Source organism: Nocardia pseudobrasiliensis NBRC 108224 (assembly GCF_001613105.1).
Taxonomy (GTDB): domain Bacteria; phylum Actinomycetota; class Actinomycetes; order Mycobacteriales; family Mycobacteriaceae; genus Nocardia; species Nocardia pseudobrasiliensis.
Map to the genome: position 1 here is coordinate 119,278 of NZ_BDBS01000029.1, position 15,181 is coordinate 134,458.

Annotated in this window: 13 protein-coding genes and 1 pseudogene; 5 read left to right on the plus strand and 9 right to left on the minus strand. The window is 66.0% G+C overall.

Features of this window, described 5'->3' with window-relative positions; genetic code table 11:
- Window positions 1-178 precede the first annotated feature (178 nt).
- The 3 genes from NP4_RS22395 (at window position 179) to NP4_RS22405 (ending at window position 3,752) form a co-directional block, all read left to right on the plus strand.
- Window positions 179-793: a phosphatase PAP2 family protein gene (locus NP4_RS22395; protein WP_068001081.1), complete on the plus strand. Its 615-nt coding sequence runs from the start codon at window positions 179-181 to the stop codon at window positions 791-793.
- 129 nt (window positions 794-922) lie between these two features.
- Complete coding sequence (locus NP4_RS22400; protein WP_245998725.1) at window positions 923-3,265, plus strand: flippase-like domain-containing protein; 2,343 nt, start codon at window positions 923-925, stop codon at window positions 3,263-3,265.
- A 241-nt stretch (window positions 3,266-3,506) separates the two neighbouring features.
- Entirely contained in the window at window positions 3,507-3,752 is a 246-nt protein-coding gene (locus tag NP4_RS22405) for a hypothetical protein (protein ID WP_068001087.1), read from the plus strand.
- Window positions 3,753-4,392: 640 nt separating this feature from the next.
- Here the strand turns inward: NP4_RS22405 and NP4_RS22415 are convergent.
- The 9 genes from NP4_RS22415 to NP4_RS22455 all read right to left on the minus strand — a co-directional run bounded on the left by NP4_RS22415 (window position 4,393) and on the right by NP4_RS22455 (window position 13,586).
- Window positions 4,393-4,902 (minus strand): flavodoxin domain-containing protein, encoded by a 510-nt coding sequence (locus NP4_RS22415; protein ID WP_068001091.1) that lies wholly within the window; start codon window positions 4,900-4,902, stop codon window positions 4,393-4,395.
- On the minus strand, window positions 4,899-5,171 hold the full coding sequence (locus tag NP4_RS22420; RefSeq protein WP_068001094.1) for a VOC family protein: 273 nt from the start codon (window positions 5,169-5,171) through the stop codon (window positions 4,899-4,901). Before NP4_RS22420 ends, NP4_RS22415 begins: the two co-directional genes overlap by 4 nt.
- A 426-nt stretch (window positions 5,172-5,597) precedes the next feature.
- A complete protein-coding gene (locus tag NP4_RS22425; RefSeq protein WP_147288107.1) occupies window positions 5,598-5,966 on the minus strand; it encodes a hypothetical protein in 369 nt (122 codons plus the stop codon).
- Between the two features lie 416 nt (window positions 5,967-6,382).
- Complete coding sequence (locus NP4_RS22430) at window positions 6,383-6,928, minus strand: DUF8020 domain-containing protein (protein WP_068001099.1); 546 nt, start codon at window positions 6,926-6,928, stop codon at window positions 6,383-6,385.
- A gap of 594 nt (window positions 6,929-7,522) precedes the next feature.
- The gene (ftsH, locus tag NP4_RS22435; protein ID WP_082876121.1) at window positions 7,523-9,547 is read right to left on the minus strand and encodes an ATP-dependent zinc metalloprotease FtsH; all 2,025 of its coding nucleotides are present in this window, start codon (window positions 9,545-9,547) and stop codon (window positions 7,523-7,525) included.
- Between the two features lie 289 nt (window positions 9,548-9,836).
- Entirely contained in the window at window positions 9,837-10,508 is a 672-nt protein-coding gene (locus NP4_RS22440) for a universal stress protein (RefSeq protein ID WP_068001106.1), read from the minus strand.
- 2 nt (window positions 10,509-10,510) lie between these two features.
- On the minus strand, window positions 10,511-12,598 hold the full coding sequence (locus NP4_RS22445; RefSeq protein ID WP_082876134.1) for a glycosyl hydrolase family 65 domain-containing protein: 2,088 nt from the start codon (window positions 12,596-12,598) through the stop codon (window positions 10,511-10,513).
- A gap of 281 nt (window positions 12,599-12,879) precedes the next feature.
- Window positions 12,880-13,161: a DUF1918 domain-containing protein gene (locus NP4_RS22450; protein ID WP_068001112.1), complete on the minus strand. Its 282-nt coding sequence runs from the start codon at window positions 13,159-13,161 to the stop codon at window positions 12,880-12,882.
- Window positions 13,162-13,394: 233 nt separating this feature from the next.
- Window positions 13,395-13,586, minus strand: coding sequence for a hypothetical protein (locus NP4_RS22455; RefSeq protein WP_147288105.1), 192 nt, complete (start codon window positions 13,584-13,586; stop codon window positions 13,395-13,397).
- 125 nt (window positions 13,587-13,711) lie between these two features.
- On the opposite strand from NP4_RS22455, the gene NP4_RS42145 reads away from it, so the two are divergent.
- Both NP4_RS42145 and NP4_RS22460 read left to right on the plus strand, forming a co-directional pair.
- Window positions 13,712-14,047, plus strand: a complete 336-nt coding sequence (locus NP4_RS42145; protein ID WP_218023986.1) for a hypothetical protein — start codon at window positions 13,712-13,714, stop codon at window positions 14,045-14,047.
- Window positions 14,037-15,156 (plus strand): annotated as a pseudogene (locus NP4_RS22460) (CapA family protein). The gene NP4_RS42145 and the pseudogene NP4_RS22460 overlap by 11 nt, the downstream one beginning before the upstream one ends.
- Window positions 15,157-15,181 lie beyond the last annotated feature (25 nt).

A 15,181-nucleotide genomic window follows, 5' to 3' on the forward strand; every position in this document is an offset into this window, starting at 1 on the left:
AACGGATCTCCCTCAGCTTCCAGGCCGGGCTCAACACCATCGGCAGTCATCTACCACACCAGGTCGCCGTGACCCTCGGACAGGTTATTCGCAAAATGTGCCCGTCCACAGGACAATTGAATGAGATATCAGCTCGACACGAATGCGACGGTTGAAGGTGACTTGCAGGCGCGGGGACATGTGTGCGGCAGCCGTAGGACTGATCGCGACAACGCTCATCGCGTGGGCGACAACATCAAGAATCTTCGACGCCCTCGACCAGAAAGTCTTCCGCTATATCAATTCCTGGCCCGACAACCTGTACCGGCCGCTGTGGCTCGTGCAGCTGGTCGGCGTGCTCGGCGCACCGGCCGTGATCGCCGTCGCTGCTGCTGCGACTCGCCGATTCCGGCTCGCGGTTGCGCTGATCCTGCTGATTCCCGCGAAACTTTTGGTGGAGTTCGACATTCTGAAGGTCCTGGTACAACATTCCAGGCCCGGTGCGACCGTGCCGGACGCGATCCTGCGGAACGTGCCGCCGACTGGACTGTCGTTCCCTTCCGGTCACGCCGTCATTCTGTTCGGCATCGCGACGCTCGTGAGCCCCTACCTCGACCGCGGTTGGCGCTGTGTTGTTTTCACCATCGCAGCACTGGCCGCAACAGCCCGCATCTATCTCGGTGCGCACGGTCCTCTGGATGTGCTCGGTGGCGCCGCGGTCGGTATCACGCTCGGTGCACTGCTCACTCTTGTGCTCGGACAACCTCATCGACCGGCGAGTACCGGCACGATGCCATCAAGCCCTCGGGTATGAGCCCAAAGTCTCTGTCGAGCTTCGTGGGGTCGCTGGAAGAATCCGACCCCAGCGACGTAAGGACGACCCAGCATGGCGACCGACACAACGCGTGAGCCAACCGCAGCCGGTACCACCGCGGAAACGCACGTGTCTCGCCGCCGTCTTCTTCGCCGCCACCCCGGCGATGCCGTGCGGCTGCTACTCGGGATTACGGCACTGGTGATTTCGTCGCTGCTGGCACACCACACCGAGGTGCCGCGCCTGGAGATGGACCTGTTCCATCTCATCAACGACCTACCGACCTGGATCACACCGGTGCTGTGGGTCGTCATGCAGGCCGGGACAATCGGGGCGGTCGGTGTCGCAGCCGGTGCGGCCCTGCTGTGTCGGCGGGTCGGGCTCGCCCGTGATATCGCTGTCGCCGGCGGACTCGCCTATGTGGCGGCGCTGGGGGTCAAGCATCTCGTCGGACGAGCACGTCCGGATGTCCTGCTGCACGAGCTGGTACTGCGCAGCCAACAGGGCGGACTCGGATTCGTCTCCGGGCACGCGGCGGTCGCGGCGGCGATGGCCGCAGCGGCGGGCCCATGGCTGCCGCGACCGTGGCGGCGAGCCGTCTGGGCAGGGGCGGCGACGGTCGCCGTGGCACGGGTGTTCATGGGCGCGCATCTGGTATTGGACATCTTCGGTGGCGCGGCACTGGGCTGGTCGGTCGCCGCGGTACTACACCTGCTATGGGGCGCACCGATACACCGCGCAGAAATACCGTTGGTCCACACCGCGCTCAGCGCCGCCGGACTGCGCCCGGTCACCGTGAATCCGGTACGGGTCGATTCGCGCGGCTCCCGGCCGTTCGTGGTCACCACCGAGGACACCGGCGAGTTGTTCGTGAAGATCATCGGCTACCACGAACGAAATGCCGATCTGCTGTTCAAGCTGTTTCGGCACTCGATGTTTCGTGCCGTCGAAGACGAATCCCCTTTCGCCACACCCAAACAGCAGGCCGAACATGAAGCCTTCCTCGCGTTGCTCGCGCGGCGAGCCGGGGTCCGCACGCCCGAGGTCGTCGGCGTCGGAGTCGCCACTACCGGCGATGCCTGGATGGCCGAAACCCGTATTCCGGCGCATAATCTCGCCCGCTCAGCGCCCGAACCGATCTCCGAGGACACGTTATGCGACGTGTGGCGCCAGTTGGCGCTGATGCGTGCGGCCCGTATCGCTCACCGGGACCTGCGCTTGGCCAATGTCCTCGTCGACGCCCAGGGCACGGCATGGATCGTCGACTTCGGCTTCGGCGAGACCAGCGCGTCCGATCATCGCCTCGCCACCGATGTGGCCGAGCTGTTGGCCTCGATGAGCCTGCGGGTGGGCGCGCCGCGTGCCGTCGCGACGGCATATCAGGTGCTGGGCAAACAAGCGCTGCAGGAGGCGGCACCCCTGCTCCAGCCGCTGGCACTGGCGTCGGCCACCCGGTCCGCCGTGCGCCACCGGCACGGCCTGCTCGACGAACTGCGAACCACAGTCGCCGAAACGATCGACCAGCCGATAGTGCAACCCGAAGTCCTGGTACGGGTGCGCTGGCGCACGATCGGCTGGATCCTCGCTACCGTCTTCGCCACCTACGTTCTCCTTCCCCAGCTCGGCCAGCTCGGCGCGACGATCGCCGCGCTCGGCGACGCACAATGGCCGTGGCTGACAGGCGCTGCGGCAATGTCGGCCGCCACGTACGTCGCTTCCGCGGTGGCCTTGATAGGCGCGTGCCCGAAGCCGCTCGCGCTCGGCCGCACGGTCAACGTGCAGCTGGCCACCTCGTTCGCGAACCGGCTGGCCCCCTACGGGCTCGGCGCCACAGCCGTGAACGAACGCTACCTGGAACGATCGGGGTTGGGCCGCCCCACCGCGCTGGCCGTCGTCGCGGTCTGGGTGAGTTCCGCTGTGGCCCTGCACTTTCTGGAACTGCTCGGCGCGGGGCTGTGGCTCGGTCACACCAGGCTGCTGCTCGCATCCGCGCTACCCGGCGGATGGGGTCTGCTGATCGGGTTCGTCGCCCTCATGACCGTCCTCGGGGTCACGGTCGCTTTGCTCATCCATCGACCCGATTGGCTCGACGAACTTCGCGGTGCTGCCGCTGCGATCGCCGTCATCGCCCGTCGGCCCCGGCAGGCCGCACTGCTGTTCGGCGGCCAGCTCGCAACGAATGTCGCCTACATTGCGGCACTGGGCTTTTCGGTGCACGCATTCGGAGGCCACTCATCGGCGGCTCTGGTTACCGCGGTGTTCCTCGGCGGTACCGCGCTCGGAGCCGCCAGCCCCACTCCCGCAGGGCTCGGGGTGGTCGAGGCCTCTTTGGTCGCCGGTCTCACTGTCGGCGGCGTCGCCAGCGCGCCCGCCATCGCCGGGGTCCTCGCCTACCGGCTGGCCACATTCTGGCTGCCCGCCACACTCGGCTCAATATCGTTCACCTACCTGCAGCGCCACCACGTCCTCTGACCGCACAACAGATGCCGAAGGTCCATGACCGCATGTCCGGAAGTCGATGCGACACAGGGGCGTTTGGTGGCTTTGGTCTCTGTCTGCGGTGGTCGACGCGTGACACTCTCGGAGTGTGAGTGAGCGAGAGCTGGGGCGGTGTGTCCGACCGCTCGTGCTCGAAGGGGAACGGTAGGCGGCGGCCTGCCGGGCCACGAGGTGGTTGTCTCCTCGCAAATGACAGGGCGGCAGACTCGATGCCGTGCGCAGCCCCTTGATCGGAGAGAACATGGGTAGCTTCGAGAAGAACATCAAGCCTAAGTTCCGTGCGTTCGACCGGAATCGGATGGAGTGGGCGCTCGATCTGTGGAACTACGAGGATGTGGCGAAAAACGCCGAAGCCATCTTTGAGAAGCTTCGGGACGGGGCAATGCCGTGCGACCGTCGCTGGACGAACGAAGACCTCGCGGCATTCCGCGCCTGGATGGTGGAAGGCTGTCCGGAGTAGCGATCCCGCCGTATCTCTTATCGGGGCGTACCTACGTGGACTCCTCGAGGATCGTCTTGATGTCTACCAGGCGTTCGGCCAGCCGCGGTCGTAGCCTGCGTCCGACCAGCGGTCTCAGCCACCGGAGAAGTGCGCGCGGTCGTAGGGTTTCACGGTGGCGCAGGATGCTTCCGCTTACCACTGGCTCGATGTCATAGGTCAAGCGCCCGGTAAGCCACAGGGAGCGAAAGTCGATACCGAGCCGGTACGACTCATTCACCTCCGATACGACGTTCTCGACGTGCAGCCAACAGCCAGACGCGACCCCGACCCACTCGTTGCCAGCGTGTGCCGAGCGTCGTCGGCCCGGGCGGCTCCTTGACCATCCGAACCACAGCGCTCCGCGGAATCGGCTCGAAGTCCTGGACGTCGGCCCGCGAGCAGGCATCCGACTCCGCGCGATACCGGAGTTCGATGTCCCAGCGCGACGATCACTCCGAAAAGGACCACCAGATCCCAGTTTCGGCCGATCGCGGTGTCGATGAGGCCGATGCCCGCGACTACGGTGCCTCCGACGGCGAGTCGGCGCGAGAGCACCTCCGGAGTCATCGACCTCGGCTGTGAACTACATTGTCCCGCATCGCCAAACTCGTCGGGCAGCTCATGGCGCGCGAGACAATTCGTCGGCGATGCCCTTCGCCCAGGCGCGGATTCGGTCGCGGTCGCGGTAGTCGCCGGCCTGGTTCTTCGCCATGGCCGAGGCGATGAAGCCGCGGGCGTCGCGTTCGAGGCGGCCACCGAATATCGTGTAGTCCCGGGCGTTCAGGCGCTGGGCGGCCTTGCGGACCGCGCCCGCGCCGAAGATCTTCTCCGGGTTCGCCTGATCGGCCGAATGGTCGAGCGGCCCGCTGCCGAACACCCAGACGGGTCGCTCCCGCAGCTGACGGGTGAATCGGCGGGCGAAGCCGCGCGCGTGGCGGTGCCAGAGACCGGAGTAGAGCGCGCCACCGAGAATTACCGCGCCGTATCCGCCGAGCGAGCGGACCTCCCGAGCGGATTTCACCTCCGCCGAGAGGTGCGCCTGGTGCAGCGCGTCGCCGATCCACTGCGCGATCTCGGCGGTGCCGCCGCGCTCCGAACCATAAACCACCAGAACGGTTTCCCGCGTCATGATCGAACCTCCGCAGTCTGCAACAACCCCACGACCGCCCCACCGGGATCGGAGAACAACGCAAACGACATGGTGTCGCTGATCGGCGTCGGCGGTACGACCACCGTGCCGCCGAGCCGTTGAATCTCGGCGAGTTTCGCATCCAGATCCGCTGTCCGCACATACACGGTCACGTAGGGCGGTACACCCTCGCGCGTCTGCATGATGCCACCACCCAGACCTCCATCCACCGCCTCGACCGTGGTGTAGCCGGGTCCGGCATCGCTCATCGTCCACCCGAATGCCTTGCGCGTGTACGTCGTGTGGAATCGCGGATCTCAAAGCGGATCACCGAACGGGAGTCGGAAAGTGTTGTCGGGCTCGGGGCAATGGCGCTGGCTGGGTTGCTGTCCTGGCCGGTGGCCGCAGCGGTCGGTGCCGGAGTCTGGGTGGCTGGTCGCGTCCGTCGCGAAACCACATCGGCCCGGTAGCACCTCGGGCCGGCGCGGGGGCCGCGAAGTGCTCGATATCGGAACCGCCGCGCGGTGGCCGCCCAGGCCGGACCACGACCTCGCCCCTATAACCGAGTACCGCTCCCCTCGGCATACGCCCAGCCACCAGCATTCCGGTGTTTGTCATCGGCTCGACTATGGGCACTCAATGCCTCAGCTGGATAGGTCGTGGTGAAACCTGCGTGTCGGTGTGGAATTCGAGCACTACATGCCGTGGAATTCGAGCACTACATACAGCATCACCAGCACACCGAGGACGATGACCCCGATGATCACGAGCAGGAATCGGGTCAGGTCGAAGTGGAATAGGGGGCGGTTGGAAGCCGCTCTCAGCTCAGCGATCAGTTCGACCTCTTCCGCGCGGGCGGTGTCGGCCTGCTGCTCCGCAGCTCTCAGTTCAGCGATGAGTTCGGCCTCTTCCGCGCGGGCGGTTTCGGCCTGCTGCTCGGCGGCTTTCAGCTCGGCGATGAGTTCGGCCCCTTCCATCGGGGTCCGGTGCTCATCGTGGGCCGATGCTGGTGCATCACCAGACGGGTTGTCGTCGGCCCGCGGCGGTTCCCCCGGGTTGTTCACGACTTCAAGGGTACGGAACCCGGGTGCGCCGTGGGCGGTATACAGGCGGAGTGAACCTCCGCCACCGCTACCGGGGCCCATCAATCTACCCGTCTCGCACGTGGCTGCCGCATACCGAATCCAGGACGCCGGACAGACAACTGTTGGGGCCCAACATGTTTAGTGCCGACATTCTTATTGTTTGCGTCCAACACCAGGTTGGAGACGGCGGGACACGGTGTCGGATGACGCACGGTCGGATGATCAACCCATTTACGTTCCCGCAGAGATGTTCCGGTCACGGTGCCCACCGACTCGCGAGGGCGGACACTGAACCACGATCGAGGGACTGGACGACGGCAATCTCGATCCGAACAGCATCGCGACGAACCTGAATCACACTCTGGGAACGGGGGCAGCGGTCGCGAGAATTGATGTCACGGCTGGTTGGCCGCGATGATGCCGCCGATCAGACCGCCGACGAGACAACCGACGACGGCACCCACACCGAAGAACCCGATGCCGATAATCACGCCGACCGCACAGCCGATGGCCACACCAGCAATGATGGTCCCGGCATCGGCGATATTCTGCAGAGCGACGGTCCCCGGTGTCGGCGCGCTGATGTCGGCCGGATTCGTCGGCCGCACTGTCAGGGTCGTCCCGGCCTGATCAACCTGCGAGACCATCCTCACCTGGTGTCCGGCCACGTTGTACATCAGCGGCACCGCGCCGACGGACTCACCGGTCGGCGACAGCACCGTTGCCGCCGTCCCGTCCGGAGAGACCACGAACCGGCCCGATGCCAACGTGGTCGTCACCGCCGATCGATCCCGCGCCAGCGTGGTGGTGTAGGCAACGCCCTGATCCGACCCGTTCACGGCAGGGGTGGTGACACCCACCTCGCCATGAGCGGTGACCGCGGTGATACCCAGCGCCGCAGCCGAGAGCACTACTGCCGCAGCCCATTTCGCGATTCCCATGATCTTCACCTGCTATCGAGAAGAGTCGATCCACCCCGCAATCGCGTGCGCTCCCGTGACCGCCTGCGACCACGACGAGGACTCGACCGCCGCGGCGAATCGAAAATGAAATTACTACCCCTGCCCCGACGGGGATTCGATGATCCGGCGATCAGCGAACCGACACCAGACCATTCTCATACTCCTCTTAATCGCAAGGAAATCGCAAGCGGCCCTAAGTCCTCGGTTTCCGAGGACCGACGAATCCAGCATCCGACTCCGTCGATTCGATGCCGCACGATCATCCACTTCGCCGGTCCACAGACCGTGCAGTACGGGATAGGTGACCGACTTCGCACCACCGTGCCCAGGTGGCCTTCGTCCTTTCGATTCAAACTGCGTTATCAACAGCCACGAACGCTCATGCACAGCAAGCACGACGGTGCCGAAAACAACCTCGAAACCGAACGGATGGTGCATTTTTCGCCTGACGACGATCCCGTGGACCGCAAGAGCCGCGGCGCTTACTGATCGTCCTTGTCGAACACGCTCGACTGCTTGTCTGGATCCCACGTGGTCGGCAGATTGCGCCCTTGCTCGAGAAATTTTCTTCTTTCAGCTCGTACCCGTTTGCGTGTGATCGATCGCATGCCGGGCCTGGACTTGGCGGCCGTTCGTGACGGGGGTCGGCGTGGTTCGGGCACCGCGATGGGGTGCGACGGTGGCGGCGGGGACAGAACCGGAGCGGTCGGCCGGAACAGCGACGCCCAGCAGCGTGTATACCTCGGTGCCGTCGACGGTTTCGTGTTCCAGCAGCCGTGTGACCAGTCGCTGTAGCGCGTCGCGGTGGGATTCGATCAGGTCGAGGGCTCGATTTTCGGCTTCGCGCAGCAGCCGCGATACGTCGGCATCGATGGCTGCCTGGGTGGCTTCGGCGAATGGACGGCTCGTCAGCTCCGCCCCGCCTCCGCCGAGGAACACCGATCCGCCCTGCGGGTAGCCGACCGGACCGAGACTGGTGGAAAGACCGAATTCGCGGACCATTTTGGTGGCCAGTTCGGTGGCCTGGGCCAGGTCGTTGGCCGCGCCGGTGGAGCCTTGGTCGAATACGACCCGTTCGGCGGCGCGGCCGCCGAGGCGCACGGCGAGGGTGTCGGTGAGGTAGTCCTGCCCGTAGAGGTGGCGCTCGACCAGCGGCAGTTGCTCGGTGGTGCCGAGTGTCTGCCCGGCGGGCAGGATGGTGACCTTGGCGACCGGATCCGCATGTTCGGACAGCGCGGCGACCAGGGCATGCCCGCTCTCATGAACGGCCACAGCGTATTTCTCCTCCGGGAGCAACACATTCGATCCTTCGCGGCGGCCGAGCAGGATACGGTCACGAGCCGTGTCGAAGTCCGCGGCGCGGATCACCTCGCGATCGTCGCGCACGGCGCAGATCGCGGCCTCGTTGGCGAGGTTGGCCAGATCCGCACCCGAGAACCCGGGCGTGCCACGGGCGATGACCTGCATGTCGACATCCGGCCCGAGATGTTTGCCGCGGCAGTGCACCGCCAGAATTGATGCGCGTTCGGCCAGCGTCGGCAGCGGAATGGTGACCTGCCGATCGAACCGCCCCGGGCGCAGCAGCGCCGGGTCGAGCACCTCCGGCCGGTTGGTGGCGGCCAGCACGACGATGCCCACGGCTGGGTCGAAACCGTCCATCTCCGAAAGCAGTTGGTTGAGGGTCTGTTCGCGCTCGTCGTTGGCCACCATCGATCCCGACCCACCTCGGCGCGATCCGATCGCGTCGATCTCGTCGACGAACACGATCGCCGGGGCCCGCTTGCGGGCCTCGGCGAACAGGTCACGCACCCGTGCGGCCCCGACACCGACGTACATCTCCACGAAGCTGGAACCGGCCACCGACAGGAACGGAACCTCGGCCTGCCCCGCGACCGCCCGCGCGAACAACGTTTTACCGGTCCCGGGCGGTCCGATCATCAACACCCCGCGGGGAGCGACCGCGCCCGCACGGCGATACCGCTCCGGCGCCCGCAGAAAATCGACAACCTCGCTGACCTCCGCTTTCGCACCGGAATAGCCGGCGACATCGTCGAACGTGGTCCCCGGCCGCTCGGTATCGAACACCTTCGCCTTCGACTTGCCCACCCCCATCGCCGTCCCCAACTGGCCCGCGCCACGGCGCCCCATACGCAGCAGCCACCAGAACAGGAACGCGAACGGGCCGATGATCAACACCCACGACAACACCTGCGACCCCACCGACGTAGTGTTCGCCGGTGGGGTCGCCGCTATGGCCACACCGGCTTTTTCCATTCGGTCCAGCAGCGCGGGACCGGCCTGGGCGGGAATCGTGGTGGTGTAGTCGCGCCCGTCGGTCAGGGCGCCCGAAGCCTTGCCGGACGATTCGATCGTGATGGTTTTGACCTGATGCGAGTCGACGTCGGACAGGAACTCGCTGTAGCCGAGGCCGACCGAGTTCGGCTTGGACGTCCGCAGTCCGGGCGACCATATCGACACAACGAGCACCACGATCAGCATGGCGACCGGAAACAGCCATAACCGCCACGTCAGACGCTGCTGCTGCGGCGGCGGTGTCGGCCGGTCACCCTGCGGTGGCGGGCTGGCATGTCTGCTCATCGTCGTCTCCCGCCGCCTCCCCACTCATGTTCGCTTCCGAATACCCACTGTGTCCCGCTGGTGAAATCCGGGAATAGGGACAATCGGTCGCCGCACCGAGGTCGGAAGTCCTCACACGACAGCCCGCGTCGGCGGCAGGCAATCAGCCACCGAGCCCCTGAGGTCCCTGCGGCGATTGCCGTCGCCGACGTCACAGACGAAATCCATTTCGATGACCGGTAACCCGGGCACAGCGTCCGTGACGTCGTGGGGAGCGTCAGGCTGCCGTGGGATCTCCCCATGGCGGTGATCAGTGTGTCGGCCGGGGTACCGGGGCGGGCGGCATCGGTATCAACATGACGGGTACCGACGCGTGGGAGACGGTCTGCCGCACGGTTTGCGCGCGCCCGGGATGCAATTGCTGCGACCAACCGAGGATGATCATGTCCGCGTGTTCGGCAGCGACGTCCACTACGTGGTTGCCGGGCCGGCCACTGCGCAGGGTGATCGTCGGACGTGGGCCGGGGAAATGGGGTACGCAGTAGCGGGCACGGAATTCCTCCTCCCACGCCTCGCGGGCGTGCGCCGCCTGATCCCAGTGCGCGGGCACCGTCTGACGGTCGAAGACGTGCAGCACAACGATTTCGGACCCGGCATCCCGCAGCAGCCGCACGGTCTCAGCGACGGCGTGCGCCGATTCGTCGGTGCCGTCCAGCGGTACGAGCACGCGCTTGATCGCCTCCGCTGAATGAGCGTGCTCGGGAACGAGAACCACCGGTTTGTCACAGCCCTGCAGTACGGCCCACCCGTCGTCGTCGCCGGCGAGGACACCGAGCGCCACATCGGGGTCGGCGAGGGCGTGCAGATAATCGTCGTCGGACGCCTCGGGCGAGCAGACCTCCACCTGCGCCGCGGCGATGTCCGCGAGCGCCCGGGCAACCGCGAGCGCCTGGGGCTCGGGGCGGGTCAGAACCTTGTTCATCGTCACTCCTTCTCGATTGAGGGCCACCAGGATTCGCCGGAGACGACCCTGCGCCGATCGCCGATCGTCACCGGGATCGGGCCGTCGGTGCGAATTCCGATACCGCTATGGGTGAGGTCGAGGCGGATCCGACGTCCGAGACAGCGGAACGCCAGCCCCAGCTGCGACCATCGGGTGGGTAAGGCGGGCCGCAGCGAGAGCACCCCGCCACGCACCCATACCCCGGCGAATCCGATCAACATCGCCTGCCACGCCCCGGCAAGAGCGGCGATGTGTAGTCCGGCGGAGGTCATGGCGGTTCGGTCTTCCAGATCCAAGCGCAGTGCGACGCGCAGCATCTCGAGTGCGTCGTCGGGTCGGCCCGCTCGAGCCAGCAGGGTGGCCATCACCGCTGGCGACAGCGACGAGCCGTGTGTGGTGCGTGGTCCGTAGTAGTCCAGATTCACGCCCAGTGATCCGGGTTCCACCTCCTCGGGGACGAGGTGGTGCAGCATCAGCACGTCCGGCTGTTTGAGCAACTGGGACCCCGCCACACGGTCGCGACCGAGAAGGATGTCCGCCGCCATCGGCGCCGGACCGACCGCGGCGGCGGTCAGTGGCTCGAGCGCGAAGTAACCGGTGAACTGCTCATAACGGCCGTCGGGCCGCCGCTGATCCAGGAGGCGGTCAGCCAGCTCGCGCCAGGAGGCGAATTCCTCTGCCTCCATGGGATTTACGGGGGTGAGTCGGGCCGCGCGGCGCAGGTTCCAGCGAGCCATGACATTGGTGTAGGCGTTGTCGTTCACCGATTCGTGATATTCGTCCGGACCGATGACATCGTCGATATGGGCGCGGCCGTTGGTATCCAGCCGTACTCGCGAGGCCCAGTAACGGGCGGTATCGGTGAGCAGTTCACGCGCGATGGTCTCGGTGAAATCCGGGCCTCCTGTCCATTCGGCGTAATGGCATGCTGCCCAGGCGATATCGGCGGTGATGTGTTCCTCCTTCGCTCCGGTGAGAATGGGAATTTGCGTGCCGCCGAGGAATCCGCTGTGGGGTGTGACATCGGTGCCGTCCGACGCCGACTCCCACGGAAACCGAGCCCCGCGATACCCCTCGGCACGGGCTCGTTCCCGCGCGGCGGGCAGGCGGTGCAGCCGGTAGGCCAGCATCGCCGCCGCAGCCTCGGGGTCAATGCTCACCATCGCCGGCAGCACGAAAACATCGGCGTCCCAGAAGACATGACCCCGGTAACCAGCCCCGGAGATCCCGCGCGCACCGATGGCGGACTCGCCGTGCGCGTCGGCGTTGCATTGCAGCTGAAACAGCGCGAACCGCACCGCGAGCTCGACCTCGGGGTCGTCAGGCAGGTCGATCCCGACGATTTCCCACCGCCGCGCCCACGCCGCTCGGTGCGCGGCCAGCAGACCATCCACACCGTGCTCCCACGCGTGCCGCAGCTGCCGCAGCGCACGATCACTGCTCATTCCGCCGGGTCGATCGGTCGTGCACACCACGACTCGGTCCAACCGATCGTTCATGACCCGCTGCACCGCAACAGCGACGATCGCACCCGATGTCGATTCGGTGCGCAGACAGGATGTTTCATCATCGACGCCGGACCACCGCACCGGGATGTCCACGGTGCTGACGCCGGGCTCGACGGCGGGACGGCCCAGCGGCGGTCCCGGCCGCAACCGAGCCTGCGCTGCGTGCGCTCGCATTACCATCACTCCCGGCCGATGAGCGCAGGCGAATCGGAGGCTGTGGTACTCGCCATCCGCGGCGGCCTCGATGCGATGCAATACTCCGGCACGCAAATCCAGGATCCATTCGGCCGAGCCGGGTGAAGGATCGAGATCCAGTCGGGTCCAGACCGGGCCCTCGAGCTGATGCTGGTCCGGCCCGGTGCCCGCATACACGCCGACGGCCAGCACACCGGCAGTGTCCACGCCGGTTTCTTCCGCCACGGCCCGAGTGGCGAAACCCCCCGAACCGATGGTGAACACCGCCGCGTCGGATACGCGGTGGCGCAGCGGATTCTCGCGGATCGTCCAGCGCAGATCCAACTCGGGGAATTTCAGCGGGCAGGGCACGACAGTGGCGGTCATGTCGGCAGAGGCGGCGGGCACGGCAGGACGACCCGTCTGCGCCGCCACGACGTCATACTGTGCCGCACCCGGGCCGACTCGGCTTGCCTCGCCGTTCATCTGTACGGCTCCGTTCTGGTCGCGTCCGCGGGTGTTCGGCACCGATGACGCTCCATTGCAGGATGAAACTTCGAATTAACTGCTCGCGCAACGACTTTCGATTCATCATCGACGTCGCGGCAGAGGACTCTCTCCGCTGCTGGTGAATGGCCCTACGGCGACGGCACCGCGAACGCGAGGTGTCAGCTGCGGCCGGTGTCGTCTGTGCTGTGTGCCGTCGGCGTGTGCTGAATGGACGAAAACCGTTCCATGGCGACCTCTTCCTGAGCACGCAGCTCATCAGCGCTCAGCACATAGCTGTCGGAACCAGGAAAGATCAGCGTCCGATGTCCGGTGTCGCTCCAATGCACCAGGAATGGCGGCGTCCCGTCCGGGCCGTGGACTTCGTCGATGCGCCCCCGCCGGACCATGTCACCGATGGAACGCCCCTCCACCACCAGCCAGTCTCCCTGTTTGGCGTGCATACCCTGCCTCCTCGTCCGATATGGTGGCACCGAAATCCATCGTGACTCGCATCCGGGTGTGCCCGGTAGGGCCGTTGGTCTTCGTTCATCGGCTACCCATTCAGCCCAGGCAACGCAGGTGACCACCGCAGCGGGACAGGACGATTGGCGTCACCTGGATGGACCACGGACTCTAGACTCGGCTCCGCCGTCTCCTCACGCTGGAATGCATGTCCCACCGCAATGGTCCCTTTTCACCCGCGGTGCGCACCGTGGGTGAACCGCTGAATGTCGTCGCCGACCGACTGAACACCGTACGAGATCTCTTGCGCGGCAACAGCCCCGGCTTCACCCAGGAAACCACGACCGATGAACTCGTGGGTCGTACAGAGATCCTGGAGCAGCGATCGCGTTTGCTCGGTGATGCGGTAGCCGTCCTCGCCCAAGCACTCTCCGAAACCCTGCGCCACACGCGCGAGGCCGACCTCCACAGGTCGGGCGGCCGCGCCTACACCGCATCCGACTCACGGCTACCCCGCACGGCTTTCCGTCGGAAGAGGAAGGCATATCCATGAACGTGGTCAGTACGTTGATAGCCGCATGCGCAGTCATGCCTGTGGCACTCGGGTGGCTGGCCACGGTGATGATGAAGAGGCGGCAGCGTCGTCACGCCCGTTCCGACGGCCGCGTGCCACCGAATCCCCACCCTCCGACCGCTACCGGGTTGTCGATGCACGATATCCGGGTGGCGTGGGCCGACCCGGCGCAATCATGGCCCGCAGTAGAACAGGAGAACGCTCTGTTGGCCGCGCGGCTGACCGGCCGGCTCTCCCCGATCGACTACCGCACCCGCATGCTCGAACTCGCCCGACGGTGCGAACCGCGTCCAGCGGCCAATGGTGAGTGACACACCCACACCGGATGGCCCAGTCACCGTGCTGCTGGGCGGTGACGTGATGCTCGGCCGTGGCGTGGATCAGATTCTGCCGCATCCAGGGGACCCCATCCTGCGCGAGCCGTGGGCCCGGGACGCTCGCCACTATATGGAGGCCGCCGAGCGGGCCAACGGGCCGATTCCGCATCCGGTCGACGCGAGTTGGCCATGGGGACAAGCACTGACGGTCCTCGATCGGCTCGCACCGTCGGTCCGTCTGATCAACTTGGAGACCACGATCACCGCAGACGGAGAATTCGCCCCGGACAAGGGAATTCACTATCGCATGCATCCGGGCAACCTCGCCGCGCTGGCCGCCTTCTCCCCCGACGTGTGCGCGCTGGCCAACAACCACATACTCGATTTCGGCCACCCGGGGCTCCGCGACACCCTCGACGCGCTCGCCGAGACCGGCGTCGGTGCGGCCGGGGCTGGAAAGGACCTGGCTCACGCCTCCGAGCCGGTGATCGTGGAAACCGAACACAGAACCAGGGTGATCGTCGCATCGGTTGCCGACCCCTCGAGCGGCGTTCGAGCGGCCTGGGCCGCCCGACCGGACGCGCCAGGGGTATGGCTAGTCGACGTGTCATCCGGCCGCCACGCTGCCGACCGGGTCACCGCAGGAGTGTTGGCACACAAGCGCGACAACGACATCGCGATCGTGTCCGTGCATTGGGGACCGAACTGGGGATACGGGATCGCGCGCAGCGAAACACAATTCGCGCACCACCTCATCGACGCCGACGTCGACATCGTGCACGGGCATTCCGCGCACCATCCCCGCCCGATCGAGATCTACCGCGGCAAGCCGATCCTGTATGGATGCGGCGATGTCATCAACGACTACGAAGGGATCGGCGGGCACGAGGGAGCTGAGACTGCTCTACCTGACCACGTTCGATTCCCCTGATCAGTTGTCCGCGCTGCGCCTGCTGCCACTACGAGTACGGCGGATGCGGCTGGAGCGCACGGTTCATGCCGACACCGAACAGCTGCGAACGACGCTGCAACACATCAGCGCACGATTCGGCACCCGAGTAACGCGCGATGATGACGATCTCCTCGACATTCGCTGGGATTGAGCATTATTCGTCAGCCCCGGACCAA